Annotated in this window: 17 protein-coding genes and 1 tRNA gene; 10 read left to right on the top strand and 8 right to left on the bottom strand. The window is 37.0% G+C overall.

The features are described 5' to 3' along the window. Positions 1-10 precede the first annotated feature (10 nt). Complete coding sequence (carA, locus tag AC5YC8_RS01035; RefSeq protein WP_496117571.1) at positions 11-1,153, bottom strand: glutamine-hydrolyzing carbamoyl-phosphate synthase small subunit; 1,143 nt, start codon at positions 1,151-1,153, stop codon at positions 11-13. Between the two features lie 311 nt (positions 1,154-1,464). Between carA and AC5YC8_RS01030 the strand changes: the two genes are divergently transcribed. Continuing rightward, positions 1,465-1,953, top strand: coding sequence for a hypothetical protein (locus tag AC5YC8_RS01030; protein WP_496163260.1), 489 nt, complete (start codon positions 1,465-1,467; stop codon positions 1,951-1,953). A 78-nt stretch (positions 1,954-2,031) separates the two neighbouring features. On the opposite strand, the gene AC5YC8_RS01025 is transcribed toward AC5YC8_RS01030, so the two are convergent. Next, positions 2,032-2,571, bottom strand: a complete 540-nt coding sequence (locus AC5YC8_RS01025) for a DOMON-like domain-containing protein (protein ID WP_496117573.1) — start codon at positions 2,569-2,571, stop codon at positions 2,032-2,034. Between the two features lie 10 nt (positions 2,572-2,581). Next, the gene (gene yhbY / locus AC5YC8_RS01020; RefSeq protein ID WP_496117575.1) at positions 2,582-2,905 is read right to left on the bottom strand and encodes a ribosome assembly RNA-binding protein YhbY; all 324 of its coding nucleotides are present in this window, start codon (positions 2,903-2,905) and stop codon (positions 2,582-2,584) included. Between the two features lie 354 nt (positions 2,906-3,259). On the opposite strand from yhbY, the gene rlmE reads away from it, so the two are divergent. From rlmE to AC5YC8_RS01000, 4 genes are all read left to right on the top strand, one after another. Continuing rightward, positions 3,260-3,910, top strand: a complete 651-nt coding sequence (gene rlmE, locus AC5YC8_RS01015; protein WP_496117577.1) for a 23S rRNA (uridine(2552)-2'-O)-methyltransferase RlmE — start codon at positions 3,260-3,262, stop codon at positions 3,908-3,910. Positions 3,911-4,045: 135 nt separating this feature from the next. Beyond that, positions 4,046-5,953 carry an ATP-dependent zinc metalloprotease FtsH gene (gene ftsH, locus AC5YC8_RS01010; RefSeq protein ID WP_496117579.1) on the top strand — a complete coding sequence of 636 codons (1,908 nt, stop codon included), beginning with the start codon at positions 4,046-4,048 and terminating at the stop codon, positions 5,951-5,953. 125 nt (positions 5,954-6,078) lie between these two features. Then, positions 6,079-6,933: a dihydropteroate synthase gene (gene folP / locus AC5YC8_RS01005; RefSeq protein WP_496163259.1), complete on the top strand. Its 855-nt coding sequence runs from the start codon at positions 6,079-6,081 to the stop codon at positions 6,931-6,933. Positions 6,934-7,138: 205 nt separating this feature from the next. Continuing rightward, positions 7,139-7,453 (top strand): DUF5713 family protein, encoded by a 315-nt coding sequence (locus AC5YC8_RS01000; RefSeq protein ID WP_496117583.1) that lies wholly within the window; start codon positions 7,139-7,141, stop codon positions 7,451-7,453. Positions 7,454-7,559: 106 nt separating this feature from the next. Here the strand turns inward: AC5YC8_RS01000 and AC5YC8_RS00995 are convergent. Then, positions 7,560-7,645: transfer RNA gene (locus AC5YC8_RS00995), tRNA-Leu, on the bottom strand. A gap of 250 nt (positions 7,646-7,895) precedes the next feature. Between AC5YC8_RS00995 and AC5YC8_RS00990 the strand changes: the two genes are divergently transcribed. Next, the gene (locus AC5YC8_RS00990) at positions 7,896-8,318 is read left to right on the top strand and encodes a hypothetical protein (protein ID WP_496163258.1); all 423 of its coding nucleotides are present in this window, start codon (positions 7,896-7,898) and stop codon (positions 8,316-8,318) included. On the opposite strand, the gene AC5YC8_RS00985 is transcribed toward AC5YC8_RS00990, so the two are convergent. Beyond that, positions 8,315-9,058, bottom strand: a complete 744-nt coding sequence (locus AC5YC8_RS00985) for a sulfite exporter TauE/SafE family protein (RefSeq protein ID WP_496163257.1) — start codon at positions 9,056-9,058, stop codon at positions 8,315-8,317. The two genes, AC5YC8_RS00990 and AC5YC8_RS00985, sit on opposite strands and share 4 nt — an antisense overlap. Before the next feature lie 210 nt (positions 9,059-9,268). On the opposite strand from AC5YC8_RS00985, the gene AC5YC8_RS00980 reads away from it, so the two are divergent. Further along, positions 9,269-9,637 carry a hypothetical protein gene (locus tag AC5YC8_RS00980; protein ID WP_496163256.1) on the top strand — a complete coding sequence of 123 codons (369 nt, stop codon included), beginning with the start codon at positions 9,269-9,271 and terminating at the stop codon, positions 9,635-9,637. Between the two features lie 40 nt (positions 9,638-9,677). Here the strand turns inward: AC5YC8_RS00980 and rsmD are convergent, their stop codons facing one another. Continuing rightward, a complete protein-coding gene (gene rsmD / locus AC5YC8_RS00975) occupies positions 9,678-10,235 on the bottom strand; it encodes a 16S rRNA (guanine(966)-N(2))-methyltransferase RsmD (protein ID WP_496117591.1) in 558 nt (185 codons plus the stop codon). 9 nt (positions 10,236-10,244) lie between these two features. Next, a complete protein-coding gene (mrdA, locus tag AC5YC8_RS00970) occupies positions 10,245-12,272 on the bottom strand; it encodes a penicillin-binding protein 2 (RefSeq protein WP_496163255.1) in 2,028 nt (675 codons plus the stop codon). A gap of 702 nt (positions 12,273-12,974) precedes the next feature. On the opposite strand from mrdA, the gene AC5YC8_RS00965 reads away from it, so the two are divergent. The 3 genes from AC5YC8_RS00965 to AC5YC8_RS00955 all read left to right on the top strand — a co-directional run bounded on the left by AC5YC8_RS00965 (position 12,975) and on the right by AC5YC8_RS00955 (position 15,304). After that, on the top strand, positions 12,975-14,291 hold the full coding sequence (locus AC5YC8_RS00965; RefSeq protein ID WP_496117595.1) for a hypothetical protein: 1,317 nt from the start codon (positions 12,975-12,977) through the stop codon (positions 14,289-14,291). Positions 14,292-14,372: 81 nt separating this feature from the next. Beyond that, positions 14,373-15,032, top strand: a complete 660-nt coding sequence (gene adk / locus AC5YC8_RS00960) for an adenylate kinase (RefSeq protein ID WP_496117597.1) — start codon at positions 14,373-14,375, stop codon at positions 15,030-15,032. Between the two features lie 95 nt (positions 15,033-15,127). Continuing rightward, positions 15,128-15,304, top strand: coding sequence for a hypothetical protein (locus AC5YC8_RS00955; protein WP_496117599.1), 177 nt, complete (start codon positions 15,128-15,130; stop codon positions 15,302-15,304). 24 nt (positions 15,305-15,328) lie between these two features. On the opposite strand, the gene nth is transcribed toward AC5YC8_RS00955, so the two are convergent. Continuing rightward, complete coding sequence (gene nth, locus AC5YC8_RS00950) at positions 15,329-16,018, bottom strand: endonuclease III (RefSeq protein ID WP_496163254.1); 690 nt, start codon at positions 16,016-16,018, stop codon at positions 15,329-15,331. Between the last annotated feature and the right edge of the window lies 1 nt (position 16,019).

The raw sequence follows: 16,019 nt of genomic DNA, 5'->3' as shown, positions 1-16,019 counted from the left end.
GCTTCCTTAATTACTTCTTAGATGCTTCGATAAGTTCGATGAAATGATCGAACAATGGTGCGCAGTCATGTGGACCAGGGCTTGCTTCTGGGTGACCTTGGAAACTGAACGCAGGTTTGTCTGTACGATGAATCCCTTGAAGAGTTTGATCGAACAAAGATTTATGCGTAGCTTTTAGGTTTGCAGGTAGAGTATCTGCATCTACTGCGAAGCCATGGTTTTGTGAAGTAATCATCACTGTACCGGTTTCAATATTTTGTACAGGATGGTTAGCACCGTGGTGACCGTGAGGCATTTTCACTGTCTTAGCGCCACTTGCAAGTGCAAGAATTTGGTGACCCAAGCAAATACCAAATACAGGTACATTGCGAGCATCTTCAACAATTGTTTTTACAGCTTCAATTGCGTAGTCACATGCAGCTGGATCGCCAGGGCCATTCGATAAGAATACGCCATCTGGATTCAATGCAAGCACGTCAGCAGCAGGAGTTTGCGCAGGCACAACAGTTAATTTACAACCGCGGTCTGCGAGCATACGTAAGATGTTGGTTTTGACACCGTAATCGTATGCAACAACATGGAATTTAGCTTCAGGTTTAGAGAAACCTTGACCAAGTGTCCAAGAACCCTCAGTCCATTGGAAACCTTCAGGGTCGCAACATTCTTTTGCAAGATCTAAACCGTTTAAACCACCAAATGCACGAGCTTTTTCTAAAGCTTCTTCTGCCGTGATATTTTCGCCAGCAAGGATACAACCATTCTGCGCGCCTTTATCACGTAAAATACGTGTAAGTTTACGGGTATCGATATCTGCAATTGCAACGACATTGTGTTCTTTTAAATAGTCGCCAAGAGATTGCGTTGATCGGAAGTTACTGTGCAGTAAAGGAAGGTCACGAATAATTAAACCATTCGCCCATACTTTATGAATTCGACCTGACTCAGCATCTTCATCATTGCAACCAGTGTTACCAATATGAGGGTAAGTTAAAGTCACAAGTTGTTGTGCATAACTTGGGTCAGTCAAAATTTCTTGATAGCCAGTCATGGCAGTGTTAAAAACGACTTCACCAGTCGTACTACCCGATGCGCCAATAGAAGTACCTTTAAAGATAGTTCCGTCGGCAAGGGCTAAAATTGCTGGGGTGCTCAAACCAAAGCTCCTGAAATTTAGGCTGTAAAAAAGCGAGAAGACGAAAAAAAAGGAAGGCTATTTTTTAAACCTACCCTCCTATGTCTGCTCGCTTGAACTTAACACGGCATTATACGGACAATACCGTCAAAAGTCCATTCTATTTGTTGTGAATAAGTAAGATAAATCACTTGCATTTTGGGTGTTGGCTTATTTCTTGAGCGTACAAGCAAAAATGTAAGCAAATAATAATTGTTAGACAAATCAGAACTTAAATTTTATCAAACTGGAATAATCTTTTAATAAATAACGAATAATATGAGGGGATAACAATGGTAGCACGTCAAAAAAAAGCACCTACTCAAACTAAACCTAAAGAAACAATTTTAGAGGGTACAGGGGAGCTTAAAAAAACAGCGATTGAGGTAAAAAAACAAACAATAGAGCGGGTTGAGGAAACTCAAGAAAAAATGAATCAAGAAGTAGTAGCATTTAATAGTAGTATTCAAGAACAGCTAAAACAGTTAAAGCAAGATTTAATACAGAAGCTTGATAATTTGAAAGAACAAATGGGGGCTTCACAAAAAGATTTACTTGAGTTCAAAGATTTTGTAAAAACTGAATTTAATGCTGTTATTGAAGATTTATCTAAGTTGGGTAAAGAGTTAAAAGAAGATGTTAATCAAATTTCTTTTAAGCACAAAGATCACTTAACGGAAACATTAAAACGCTCAAAAGAACATACTTTAGAGGTGTGGAAGAAGGTTATTCCAGACACTTTAAAATTAAGCTCTACAAAAGTGACACCACAAAAAAGCTAAGAATAGTTTTATTTTAGGTGAGGTTTAAATTTCAGATATAAAAAAAGCAAAAGGTAAATACCTTTTGCTTTTTTTATTTTAAAACTGATGTAACCAATCTCGCTTATTGTGGAAATCGGCATTTGGGCTACTATGCTGCATGGCATAATATTGATGACCTTGCGATGTATTTAACACAGCGGTTAATCCAATAAACAAGTCATCCCATTTCAGCTTATGTTTTAACATAAATTCAGTTAGATCTAAGCTTACATTTAAACCATAATGGGTGCGTTTAAGTTGATTTAGCTCAATGTCTTCAGCAACTTGAGGAGGCATATCCTCTGGATAGCGATATTCTTCGAATTGATATGCTTGCCATGCTTGAGAAGGCGAGAGGTTAATTTCACGGTAGAAATCTTCACCTTTTACGCCAATAAAAATCTCATAGCAGGTATTTTCCCAAAGGAAATCAACACGAGGATGCGCAGAAACTAGGTCTGGCCATTGAACAAATTGATTAGGATCACGTAACCAAAAGCCGACATTTAAACTAAATGGGCTTTGTTGTTCAATTGCGCCAACTAGGGAGATTGCCTGAAATCGGCGATCAAAAGCACTAAGGTCATAACTTGCCATAAGTTAAAAATTAATTACCTAAATGTGCATGACGAACAAGATTAGAAAGCTTTTGGTTTTGTTTTGCAGCTTTTTTATAAAGTAATGCAATTTTACCAATCGTTTGTACAATTTCAGATCCTGAAACTTCAGAAAGTTCTGTAATTAAAGCAGAACGCGCTTCGCGATCTTCAGCAACTACTTTAACTTTAATAAGTTCATGATCATTTAAAGCACGGTTTAGCTCTTCAATTACGCTTTCTGATAAGCCTTTATCACCAACCATTACAACTGGGTTTAAAGCATGTCCAATTTGACGTAAACGCTTACGTTCCTGAATTGATAAAGCCGCCATAAAAATAACCTAAATTAAAAAACACCCTAGTATAACAAATTGCTTACTTAATCGCTGTAAATTCTGCAGAGTGAATAAACATTTATTCAATAGAATATTTTAGGTCTATTGAGGGGTGTACGTTATGTATTACTCTTTTAAAAGGATGGTTATTCGTTAACTACTGGTTATTGTGGTCTTTAGGTGTTTAAATAAAATTCTGAATAATCATGTATTTATGATTTTTTTGTTTAAGCGATCTGTATGATTGAAAAAAACGAGGACAAAGTCTAGATTTAGATACAGATGTATACTGCATGACAGATTTTTTTCACGTACAATGAGTGTTAAGAAGATTTAATTTATTAGAGAGTTATGGCTACACGCATTACCAACCAAAAATTATCTAAAAGTAGTCGTGATTGGATGAGAGAGCATTTAGACGACCCATTTGTGAAAAGAGCACAAAAGGAAGGCTACCGTGCTCGTGCAGCTTATAAGCTTCTTGAAATGCAAGAAAAATATAAGATCATTAAACCAGGAATGGTTGTGGTCGACTTAGGTGCTGCTCCAGGAAGTTGGTCGCAAATTGCCGGTAAATTAGTTGGCAGTAAAGGTATTGTTGTTGCGTCTGATATTTTAGAAATGGATGCTTTACCTGATGTAACTTTCCTTCAGGGAGACTTTCGAGAAGAAGCTGTCTTTGAAGAATTGTTAAAAATTTTAGATGGACGCCAAGTAGACGTTGTAATTTCAGATATGGCCCCCAATACATCAGGTAATAAGGCTGTTGATCAACCGCGCCAAATTTATTTATGTGAACTTGCCCTCGATTTTGCCAACAAAGTACTGGGACCTAAGGGTCAATTTGTGGTAAAAGTTTTCCAAGGGATAGGTTTTGATGAATTCCGTAAGCAAGTTGTTGATAGTTTTAAAGTGTTAAAAACGTCTAAACCTGCTGCTTCGCGTGCTCGTTCAAAAGAGGTTTTCTTGATTGGACAAGGGCTAAAAAAAGCATCTAAGTAAAGTTTACTTGCCAAGTCCTTAAAAATTGTGCATTTTGTACCTTTTTAATGATTTATGTAGCTGGTTTTCAGCGTTTTGAAATGAAAGGTCACCCAATTGGGCATGATCAAATTAGATTGATATGGGAATAAAGCTTTGAGCGATCTTTTCAAGAATGCCGTATTGTGGTTGATTATACTTGGTGTGCTGATTCTTATTTTCAGCAACATTAATGGCAATGAAAAACCAACGTCGTTGAACTATTCAGAGTTCGTGGCTGCGGTAAATGCTGGTCAAATTAAACAAGTTACCATTGATGGCGAAAGAATTAGTGGTGAAAAAGTAAACGGTTCATCATTTGAGAGTATTCGTCCGGCTGTTCAAGATCCTGAACTTATGCCGAACTTGATCAAAAACAAAGTTGTTGTTGAGGGTACTGCTCCTCAGCGTCAAGGTTTGTTGATGCAGCTTCTTATTGCGAGTTTTCCTGTACTTTTAATCATTTTGTTATTCATGTTCTTTATGCGCAACATGGGTGGCGGTGCAGGTGGTAAAAATGGCCCAATGAGTTTTGGTAAATCTAAAGCTAAAATGCTTTCAGAAGACCAAATCAAAGTAACATTTACAGATGTTGCGGGTTGTGATGAAGCGAAGCAAGAAGTTGTTGAAATTGTAGATTTCTTAAAAGACCCATCAAAATTCAAGCGTTTAGGTGCAACTATTCCTAAAGGCGTGTTGATGGTTGGTCCTCCTGGTACAGGTAAAACTTTGCTTGCAAAAGCTATTGCTGGCGAAGCAAAGGTACCATTCTTTAGTATTTCAGGTTCTGACTTTGTTGAAATGTTTGTGGGTGTTGGTGCATCTCGTGTGCGTGACATGTTCGAACAAGCAAAACGCCATGCACCATGTATCATCTTTATTGATGAGATTGATGCAGTGGGTCGTCATCGTGGTTCGGGTACAGGTGGTGGTAATGATGAGCGTGAGCAAACATTAAACCAAATGCTTGTAGAGATGGATGGCTTTGAAGGTAATGAAGGTATTATCGTTATTGCTGCTACGAACCGTGCAGACGTACTTGATAAAGCATTGCTTCGTCCGGGTCGTTTTGACCGTCAAGTGATGGTAAGTTTGCCTGATATTAAAGGTCGTGAGCAAATCTTGAATGTTCACTTGAAAAAGTTGCCTTCAACTGCAGGTGTGGATGTTCAAGTTCTAGCACGTGGTACACCAGGTTTCTCTGGTGCACAGTTGGCAAATCTTGTAAACGAAGCTGCATTATTTGCTGCACGTCGTAACAAGAATACTGTCGATATGCATGACTTTGAAGATGCTAAAGACAAGTTGTACATGGGACCTGAACGTAAATCGATGGTGATTCGAGAAGAAGAACGTCGTGCTACGGCTTATCATGAAGCAGGTCATGCGATTGTTGCTGAAATTTTACCAGGTACTGACCCTGTGCATAAGGTAACAATTATGCCGCGTGGTTGGGCTTTAGGTGTAACTTGGCAGTTACCTGAACATGACCAAACGAGCCATTATAAAGACAAAATGTTGAATGAACTTTCAATTTTGTTTGGTGGTCGTATTGCTGAAGAAGTATTCATTAACCAAATGTCGACTGGTGCTTCAAATGACTTTGAGCGTGCAACAAAAATGGCACGTGCAATGGTTACGAAGTACGGTATGTCTGACAAAATGGGCGTAATGGTATACGAAGATGATTCTCAGCAATCATTTATGGGTAGTATTGGTAGTCGTACAATTTCTGAAACAACTCAACTTGAAGTTGATCGTGAAGTTCGTCGTATTTTGGATGAACAGTACAAAGTTGCTCGTGATATCTTAGAAAATAACAAAGATATCGCACATGCAATGGTTAAAGCGCTTATGGAATGGGAAACGATTGATCGTGACCAGATTCGTGACATTATGGAAGGTCGTGAGCCACAGCCACCAAAAGTTTATGTTGCAGACAATCCTGTGATTGATGTAACTCCAACGGATGGTCCTACAACTCCACCACCATTACCATCAATAGAGCCTTTACCAAAAGCTTAAGTTGTTTGTTAAAATAAAAGAGAGTCTCGAATGAGGCTCTTTTTTTTGTTCTGAAGATGGAAGATTTCAGTATTCTTTAAGCTGAATTGCTAGAATAATCTTAGATTGAAATAGGATGTTAACTAATGAAATTGATGCCTTTACCTAATAAAATCTTAAAATGTGGTCAGTTGAGTTTGGATTTATCTCAGCCTCATGTTATGGGGATTTTAAATGTGACACCTGACTCCTTTAGTGATGGTGGTCGGCATAATGGTAAAGATGCAGCAATCGCACATGCATTAAAAATGATAAGTGATGGTGCGACAGTAATCGATGTGGGTGGGGAATCTACACGACCAGGAGCATCAGCGGTTGCTATAGAAGAAGAGATCGCAAGAGTTGTTCCAGTTGTTGCAGAACTTGCTAAACATAACGTTGTGATTTCTATTGATACATCAGAACCAGAAGTGATTAAAGCAGCTATTCAGGCTGGTGCGCATATTTGGAATGATGTACGTGCACTTACACGCCCGAATGCGTTAGAAACAGCGGCAGCATTGGATATACCAGTGATTATTATGCATATGCGTGGTGAACCTACAACAATGAATAATTTGGATCAGTACGATAACGTCACGGAAGATGTGATTACGGAGTTAACACAACGTGTTGATGATGCTTTAAATGCTGGTGTACGAAAAGAAAATATTATGATTGATCCAGGGTTTGGTTTTGCTAAAAATGCACAACAAAACCTGAAATTATTAAATGAGTTTTATTTGTTATGTGAAATGGGGTACCCGATTTTATCGGCATTATCTCGTAAGCGCTTTATTGGTGAAGCCATAGGTGGTGCGGATGCTCAAAATAGAGTGGTGGGCTCTGTCGCAGCACATTTAATGTCTGTGCAGCAAGGGGCATCAATGGTACGTGTTCATGATGTAAAAGCAACAAGTGATGCATTAAATGTATGGTTGAAAATGCAATCAAGCATTTAACTTTTAGCTAGTACTAGGCGGTATTGAGTACCGTCTAGACTTTTGTGAGGGGGGGAGGTGTATTTTGTGTAAAAGTAATGGAAATAATAAAGAGTAAAAATATATATGGATAATAAGCACTATATCGATATAAGGTTTGGTTAATGTATCAGTATGTGTTATATAAGCTCGGTTTTTAAATAATGCTACAAAATTGAGCTTAGATATGTTTAACGATTTACTTCTCCCTATGTTTGATGATGTGTATTACCCAGATATTTTAGTTGCTGAGGTAAAGCAACACATTGAACGATTTGCTAAAAAAGTAGCGAAACCAAACTTATCTGAACATGATATTTATCATTTTGCCCATGAAACAATTGTGGAAATCAATAAAATGAAGCCACAGTTTGAGGATTTGGACTCATCTTTGGATGATACCGCTGCAGATTATATTGCTGAATCAATGATGATGGTGGTGCAAGATGAGGGATATATGGAGATAGAAATGGAAGAATTGGTTGCAAATAGAGAGTGGTAATACACTCTCTTTTTTATTGAGTATTATTATGTTTTACTAAAATTCAGACATAAAAAAACCAGCATATAGCTGGAAGTTTTATTGCACCATCTTCGAAGTAGAAGAATGGTGCCCGAGGCCAGACTCGAACTGGCACGCTTTGTGGGCGGGGGATTTTAAATCCCCTGTGTCTACCGATTTCACCACTCGGGCATGTGCGCAATAATAGAGGACGAAATAAAACTTGGCAAGTGTATTTCTAATCAATTGCCTTTTTTTCAATCAATTCATTGTTTTGTGATTAAAAAATATTAAATTTGGCAGGTTTTAGGCAGTTTATAGCTATTTTTTTAAAAATAGAGTTTAGGAAATTTTGATTTTTGCATGATTTTTTTAGTATAAAACAGATAAACTGCTTAAATGACGGTATTCAAATGCACTTAGGTCTTTCAATGAGGATGATATGAAAAAATATCTCATTTTATTTTTTATTGGTTTGCTTGCTTTGGATTTAAAAGCATCTGATGAAAATATAAATGTAGAAGATAAAAAAGAAACAATATTTGAAATGGAAGAAAAGGAACAAAAAGAAAGTGTAGATAAGTATGAGGAAGAACAAAGAGATTATAGCTTCATAAAAAATAATTTTTATGAAGGTGATAGCATGCGAATTTATAATAATACGGCATACCGATTCGATGGTGCTCACAATAAGTTTATGGCAGGACAAGCAAGTCATATTGGTATTGATGATTTTGCTATTTCTTTTGGTTATGGGATGGAGTTTAAGCTAGATCCAGCTCATAAAGTTGGCTATGAATATGTATCTAACTTTCCGTATGATAGAGGGCAAGTGGTTCGTTTTTTTTGGTCTAAAAGATTTTAAAAGTAATTATAAAAAAGGCTTAAACACATAAAAATGCCTGAAGTAAATAACAGGCTAAGTACAATCTTTTTAAAATGACTTTCTGAAATTTTATAGAATAATTGAGCACCTAAAATGGCAGGAATACTGACGCTAAAAACTAAAATGGCAAGATAAGGTAAATGTTCATGATGCAGGTTTCCTTTAATTAAATATGTGGTCATTGCAAAAATCTGAATGGCAAAATTAAAGTGGCGCATAATGTAGCGTTGTTTATCTTTATTTAGGTTTTTAAGCATGACCCATGCAGAGGGTAATGCACCACTAAAACCTCCTAATCCACCTAACACACCACCAATAAAGCCAATACAACTATCGGCAAGTTTTCCTGCATTTTGAATAATGGTAATTTTAGGGTTAAACAACATCAATGGACTCCAAATCATTAAAAAGGAGCCTAGTATTAATTTAAATAGTTCAGGCTTTACTAAATCTAGTAGCCATGTGCCAATAGGTACGCCAATTAAACCCGCTAAAATATAAGGTAAAACTAACGTTTTTTGGAATTTATACGTTTTCTTTTCGCTTGTTAAGGAAATAATATGGCTCCATAACGATGCAAAAACGACTAATGGTGCTGCAAGTTGAGGTGCTAAAACCCAAACCCAAAAGGACATAGCAACTAAACCAAAGGCAAAACCTGTTAAGCCTTGTACAAAACCAGCAATTACAGAACCAATAAAAAAGAGAAGTAATGTCATATTAATAATATAAAAATGTTGATTCTGATTTTAGGTTATCTTGTTTAAATTGTTAGGTTTTATTTAGGTTTTGCTTATGTTTATTCAATATATGCTCTGCATAATATGAGCAAAATATGAATGAATTCCTACACAAATAAAACAACTAGTCCCTGATCTATTCATGTGTGCATTTCATAATTTGAATATAAGCATTGAGGTGCATTTCACATGATTAAAAAAATAATGTTGTTATCTGTAATTGGATTTTCATTAACAGGCTGTGTAATGGCGCCATACGATGATCGCCCACATTATTCAGGAACTCATAGTTCACCTGATCGTCCATATTGGAATAATGGAAATACACATCGTCCTAATTACAGACCTAATTATCGACCGAATGATCGTCCTCAACATCAAAAGCCTAATCAGAACAAACCTCATTTTCAAGAGAACAGACCTACTATATATGGCTCTCAAGCACATAGAGTAGATAAGTCAAATGAACAAAGAAATAAGCCGACACACAATAGAACGAAGTGGAACTCTTCTCAATCTAAACAAGATGGATCTTATAGACAAAGACTATTTCGTTAATGTAGAGAGGATAAAAAAGGATGCCTAGGCATCCTTTTTTTTAATCTGTATTTTTTTGATATAAGCCTGCTCGAACAGTACCAGCTTTGGTATTTTTGATTTGAATCCAGCTTGTTGGGAGTTTTAATTGTGATAAATCACGATCGGCTTCAATATAAATAAAAGCATCTTTTTTAATTAAGGGATCTGCCAATATTGCGAGCTCTTCCCATAAATTTAAACTATAAGGAGGATCTAGGAAAACAACATCAAACTGTTCTTTGAGAGATGGTAGTGTGTGCTGTGCTGTTGCAATTTTAAGTTTTGCATGTTGATTGGTTACTTTTAAAAGTTCTAGATTGTCTTTTAAAAATTTAGCCTGTTGAGTATTTGGTTCAATCATTACAATTTGGCTAGCACCACGGGACAAAGCTTCAAAAGAAAGCGCACCTGAGCCTGCACAAATATCTAGAACATTCGAGTTTTGAATATCCCACATGAGCCAATTAAAAAGTGTTTCACGAACACGATCAGGAGTGGGGCGTAAACCATCAATGCTTGCAAAAGGGAGTTGGCGACGTTTCCATTCACCACCAATAATACGTAATTGGTTTTTCATATCTTTAAATTACTCTTCACTTACTGCTTGCGAAGCAGCCTGTGAATTGATTGGATGATTATTAGGAGAGGAAGCAGGCGTATTTGTTGCAGATGTATTGGTTGTGCTTGCTGTTGTACTATTATTACCACTTGGTAATTCACTTGGTTTAATCCCTGCTGTCATTAAACCACCGCTCATTTGTCCTTCAGCTGGCTTAATTGGATTCTTTTTACGTGTAAGAATCCAATAATCGAATAGTGGTTTGGCAAGTTGCGCCGCAGAACCGCCATGACGACCATTTTCCCACACTACAGCAACTGCAATTTGTGGATTTTCAGCAGGTGCGAAACCTACAAACAAACCATGGTCAAGTTGACGCTCTGTCAGTAAAGCTTCGTTATACTTTTTACCTTGGGCAATACTTTTAACTTGGGCAGTACCTGTTTTACCTGCAATATCATAAAAAGGTGTGCGAATGCCTCGACCAGTACCTGAATTAACAACATCGACCATTGCTTCACGCATTTTAACCCAGTCTTCAGGTTTGCCATTGAATGGGATAATTCCATCTGTTGCATTGCGAACGGTATAAGGTTTAGCACCTTTACTTTCACGTAAAACATGAGGGGTAATATGTGCCCCTTGATTAGAGGTAATTGCGGTTGCCATTGCTAGTTGTAATGGGCTTGCTGTAAAAGCACCTTGTCCAATACTGACAGAAATCGTTTCACCACGTAACCATTTTGCTTTTCGTGTGCGAAGCTTCCATTCAGGACTCGGGTATAAGCCTGAAGTTTCACTTGGCAGGTCAATCCCTGTTTTTTCACCAAAGCCAAATTGACGCATCCATGTATTCATTTTTTCAATGCCCATTCTATATGATAGAACATAGAAGAATGTATCGCATGAAACAACTTGAGCTTTATGTAGATCTACAACACCATGACCTGTTTTTTTATGGTCACGGAAGCGGTGGCTATCGCCTGGAAGATTGAAGTAACCGTGGTCTTGAATCGCTGTTTGCCAATCGATAAGTCCATAGTGAATACCACCTAAACCAAACATAGGTTTAATGGTTGAACCTGGAGGATAAGCACCTTGTACAGCTCGATTGTAGAGGGGTTGATCTAAATTATCGCGAAGTTCGGAATAGTCTTTAGAGCTGATACCTGTAACGAATAAATTCGGATTGAAACTTGGGCTAGAAACGAGTGCTAAAACTTCACCTGTTTTAGGATCAAGCGCCACAATAGCACCACGACGACCTGCTAACTGTTCTGTTGCAATGGTTTGTAAACCATAATCAAGTGATAAATATAAATCGTTGCCGCGAATAGGGTCTTTACGTCCTAAATGGCGGAGTACATTACCATGGGCATCTGCTTCAATAGATTCATTACCGGGAACACCGTGAAGCAAATCTTCATAAGATTTTTCTACACCAATTTTCCCGATTAAGTTTGTTCCCGCATAAGCATCTTTATCGATGTCTTTTAATTCTTTATCGTTAATACGACCAACATAACCAATGACATGGGCAAAAAGTTCACCATGCGGATAGTAACGGGTCATTTGTGTTTCAATATTTACACCAGGAAACAGGAATTTAACTTCACTAAAACGAGCAATATCAGTTTCATTTAAATTAAGTTTAATGACTACACGTTCTGTTTTACGTGAAACTTTAATGCGGCTTTTAAAACGATCTATATCTTCTTGTGTGAGTTCTAAAATAGGTGTTAAGCGTTCGATAGTTTCATCAATATCTTTTATATCGGCTCGGCTTAATGTTGCAGAAAAGACTGGGTAGTTGTCTGCTAAAAGTACACCATTACGATCATAGATATAACCACGCGCTGGAGCTAAGGGTTGCAGACGTATACGGTTTTTATCTGATGCTGTTGAGAACTCATCAAAGCTTGATATTTGTAAATACGCGTAGCGCGCAACAAGTAACAAAAGGAAAAAGCTGACAATACCTACAGAAACTAGAACACGATTGCGAAATATGCGCTTTTCTTGTTGAACATTTTTTAATGGAAAGTTCTGTTTCATACGCAGTGTACTTAGGTCTGTAGGATAAAAGATTTGATACTTATTCTAGCGCAACTCAAGTTGAATTGCGCTAGAAGCATGGCTATTTAAATATAAATAATCTCAAGAAAAAGAGTTGACTTGAAAGACATAGAAATTGGGAAAGGGTGTCTATTGAATTGCCGGTAATTCTGATACATTTGCTATGAAAAAGATTTTTGAGATATTTGTACTATGCAATATTAAAGTAGAAGTATTGTAGTTATCTGTTTTTGATAAATAAAAAAGAAATTTTTGAATATTAGAAGTGGAGTTTAAGACACTTTGTTTCTAGTTAATTTATTGTTAAGTATTCAAGGGTAATATATAAATACTGTTGTTTTTGCATAAATAGCAAAGAAAAGAAAGTGGATGCTCTATTTATGAGCAATTGTGGTTTAACTGAATCACAAAAAAACAGTTATGATATTTATACTTATATAAAATTTTTAAAGTGGAAAGACTGAGAAAGCTGAGCAAAAAATGTTAAGTAATTGAGTTGATTCGGATTTAAAGAAATAAATAACGAGAAAGTTTATATTAATGGGTTAGCATAAGGATGTGGTTAAAGATTTTAGCTCGGAAATACAATTTTCTAATATTGTTGTTATAACTGAATAGACACAATAGAAAATTATTGGGTTTTTAAAATCTTATAAATGGAAAGATATATGGAATTTATGCATGCTTGAGTACATTCATCAGTTGTGGCAAACATTTTTGCAACGTCCAGATTTTTGGGCGGTGTTGAGTATTATTCCTGTCACAGCATTTGTAACTTGGGCACATGTATGGATGGCACTTAAAATGGTGTTTTTCCCTATTCAGTTTTGGGGGTTCCATATAGGTTCTATTCCTGTTGGTTGGCAAGGGATTGTGCCACGTAAAGCAGGGCGTATTTCAGGAATTATTACAGACAATACTTTGTCTAAATTAGGTTCATTGCAAGAGTTTTTGGATGCAATGGATCCTAAAGATATGGCGCATATTATTGGTCAACAAGTTGGACATGAACTGGAATACTTGATTGATGAAGTCATGATGGATCGAAATCCGATACTTTGGGAAAACATGCCTTATGCCATTAAACGCCGTATTTATGCTCAAGCAAATAAACAATTACCAGGCGTTTTAGAGGACTTGGTAGTCGATTTAACTTTGAATGTAGAATTGCTTGTAGATATGCGTGAAATGGTTGTTAGCCAAATGGAAAACGACCGTAATCTCATGGTTCGTATGTTCTTAAAAGTAGGACAGAAAGAGATTAATTTCATTTGGCATATCAGTGCTTTAATTGGAATTGTGTTTGGTATTTTTCAAATGGTTGTATGGTTTGTGATACCATGGCATTGGACAGTGCCATTTTGGGCATCTGTTTGGGGTTTTTTAACAAACTGGATTGCAATTTGGATGGTGTTTAATCCATTGGAACCGCATTATGTGCGTTATCCTCAGTTTTTTGAAAGAACCAAAAATCATAAATTTCCTTGGGTTAAACCTATTGTTCCACGTATAGGAACCTATAATATCCAAGGGGCATTTATGAAGCGTCAAGAAGAAGTTTCAGATGTGTTTGCAAGCGTAGTGACAGAGGATTTAATTACATTAAAATCGATTATGTCTGAAATGATGTATGGCGGAAAAAAAGATAAAACCCGTCGCATTGTAAAACGACATATCAATGAAATAATGGATACGCCTCTAGTTCGTACGTCTTTACAACTTTCTTTAGGGCCAAAAGAATACGCAAAACTTAAGACGGACTTGATCGATCGCTCAATTGAAATTACGATGGTGCCTGTAAGCGACCCAGCGTTCAATGCGAGCCGTGCACAGAAAATCTTTCAAATGTTTCGAGACCGTATTCGTGAGTTGACCCCGAAAGAGTTTCAGAACCTGTTACGTCCTGCTTTTCAGGAAGACGAATGGATTTTGATTTTATTGGGTGGTGTAACCGGATTTATTGCTGGTTTAATACATTTGTTTGTGGCTTTTTTATAATTCGATGCTGATCTAATGACGAATCTTGGTGTTCGCCATACCTAAAGCGTCATGTACATTGTTAAATGAGGATGTTTATTTATGCGCATTATTTTACTAGGACCACCTGGAGCAGGTAAGGGTACTCAAGCTCAGTTGATCTGTAAGCGCTACAATGTCCCACAAATTTCAACCGGTGATATGCTCCGAGCTGCAATTCGTGAAGGTACTGAATTAGGTCTTAAAGCTAAAAGCGTAATGGACAATGGCGGTCTTGTTTCTGACGAACTTATCATTGGTCTTGTGAAAGAGCGTATTGCTCAACCAGATTGCGTGAACGGCTGTATTTTTGATGGTTTCCCTCGTACGATTCCTCAAGCTGAGGCGTTGGAACAAGAAGGTATTAATATCGATCACGTGATTGAAATTGATGTTCCAGATGAAGAAATTGTTCAACGTCTTTCTGGTCGTCGTCAACATGCTGCATCGGGTCGTGTTTATCACATCGTTTACAATCCACCAAAAGTGGAAGGTAAAGATGATGAAACTGGCGAAGAGCTTATTCAACGTCCAGATGACCAAGAAGATACAATTCGTCGTCGTTTAGGTTCGTACCATACAGAAACTGAACAACTTGTTGGTTTCTATCAAGGTCGTGCTGCATCAGGTGAAAATGCACCAACTTATGATAAATTGAACGGTTTACGTCCAATTGAAGAAGTGCAAACTGATTTGTTCGCAATCTTAGATCAATCAAAATAATTTAGATTTTAAAATCTTTAATTGTTTTGACAAGAAAAGAGTCCTAAGTCATATTGGGGCTCTTTTTTATTGAATTGAATATTGAGGGCTAAATTTTGCTTAAAGTTGGTTTAATCATCTTGGCGATTGTGTGTTTAATCGTACTTCTGGGCTTGCTATATGTGAGCTTTAAAATGTTGCGACAAACGCAGAAAGAAGAGGCGTTAGAAAATCGTAATAAGCGAAAAGAATATGAGCTTCATCCAAAATTAAAAGAACAACAGAAAAAATAAGATGAGATAAGAATATAGATGCTTTTAAGCATCTATATTTTTAATTTTAATAGGTCGTGTTGCACCAAATTCAAAGCGATCTGGCCAATTACAGACATCCGACACGATGCATTCATTGCATTTGGGTTTACGTGCAATACAACAATAACGACCATGCAAAATAAGCCAGTGATGTGAGTCGATAATAAATTCTTTTGGAATTACTTTTATCAACCGATGTTCAACTTCAAGAACATTTTTTCCTACAGCTAACCCCGTTCTATTTCCTAAACGGAAAATATGTGTATCTACTGCCATAGTTGGTTGACCAAATGCAGTATTTAGCACCACATTTGCTGTTTTACGTCCAACACCGGGCAATGCTTCTAAGTCTGCACGGTTATTCGGAACTACGCTGTTATGCTTCTCTATGAGCATTTTACAGGCTTTAATGACGTTCTCTGCTTTAGAGTTATATAAACCAATGGTTTTAATATATTCCTTAAGTCCATCTACACCGAGGGCATAAATTGCTTCGGGTGTATTTGCTATAGGAAAAAGTTTATCGGTTGCTTTGTTAACACTTACATCTGTCGCTTGTGCAGATAAAGTAACAGCAACTAAAAGTTCAAAAGGGCTTGAATAATTGAGCTCGGTTTTTGGGTTGGGGCGCTGTTCACGTAACCGTTCAAAAAACGTATGAATTTGTTTTTTGGTCATGTTTTTTACGGTCATG

The organism is Acinetobacter sp. FY731 (assembly GCF_059515905.1).
The sequence above is the reverse complement of the archived record's forward strand: the minus strand, read 5'-3'. Positions and strand labels throughout refer to the sequence as shown.

What these genes read in the sequence shown, in the direction of transcription:
- AC5YC8_RS01030 (WP_496163260.1), top strand. Translation starts at nt 1,465, where the DNA reads ATGGTAGCACGTCAAAAAAAAGCACCTACTCAAACTAAACCTAAAGAA.
- AC5YC8_RS01025 (WP_496117573.1), bottom strand. Translation starts at nt 2,571, where the DNA reads ATGGCAAGTTATGACCTTAGTGCTTTTGATCGCCGATTTCAGGCAATC.
- yhbY (WP_496117575.1), bottom strand. Translation starts at nt 2,905, where the DNA reads ATGGCGGCTTTATCAATTCAGGAACGTAAGCGTTTACGTCAAATTGGA.
- rlmE (WP_496117577.1), top strand. Translation starts at nt 3,260, where the DNA reads ATGGCTACACGCATTACCAACCAAAAATTATCTAAAAGTAGTCGTGAT.
- folP (WP_496163259.1), top strand. Translation starts at nt 6,079, where the DNA reads ATGAAATTGATGCCTTTACCTAATAAAATCTTAAAATGTGGTCAGTTG.
- AC5YC8_RS01000 (WP_496117583.1), top strand. Translation starts at nt 7,139, where the DNA reads ATGTTTAACGATTTACTTCTCCCTATGTTTGATGATGTGTATTACCCA.
- AC5YC8_RS00990 (WP_496163258.1), top strand. Translation starts at nt 7,896, where the DNA reads ATGAAAAAATATCTCATTTTATTTTTTATTGGTTTGCTTGCTTTGGAT.
- AC5YC8_RS00985 (WP_496163257.1), bottom strand. Translation starts at nt 9,058, where the DNA reads ATGACATTACTTCTCTTTTTTATTGGTTCTGTAATTGCTGGTTTTGTA.
- AC5YC8_RS00980 (WP_496163256.1), top strand. Translation starts at nt 9,269, where the DNA reads ATGATTAAAAAAATAATGTTGTTATCTGTAATTGGATTTTCATTAACA.
- rsmD (WP_496117591.1), bottom strand. Translation starts at nt 10,235, where the DNA reads ATGAAAAACCAATTACGTATTATTGGTGGTGAATGGAAACGTCGCCAA.
- mrdA (WP_496163255.1), bottom strand. Translation starts at nt 12,272, where the DNA reads ATGAAACAGAACTTTCCATTAAAAAATGTTCAACAAGAAAAGCGCATA.
- AC5YC8_RS00965 (WP_496117595.1), top strand. Translation starts at nt 12,975, where the DNA reads ATGCTTGAGTACATTCATCAGTTGTGGCAAACATTTTTGCAACGTCCA.
- adk (WP_496117597.1), top strand. Translation starts at nt 14,373, where the DNA reads ATGCGCATTATTTTACTAGGACCACCTGGAGCAGGTAAGGGTACTCAA.
- nth (WP_496163254.1), bottom strand. Translation starts at nt 16,018, where the DNA reads ATGACCGTAAAAAACATGACCAAAAAACAAATTCATACGTTTTTTGAA.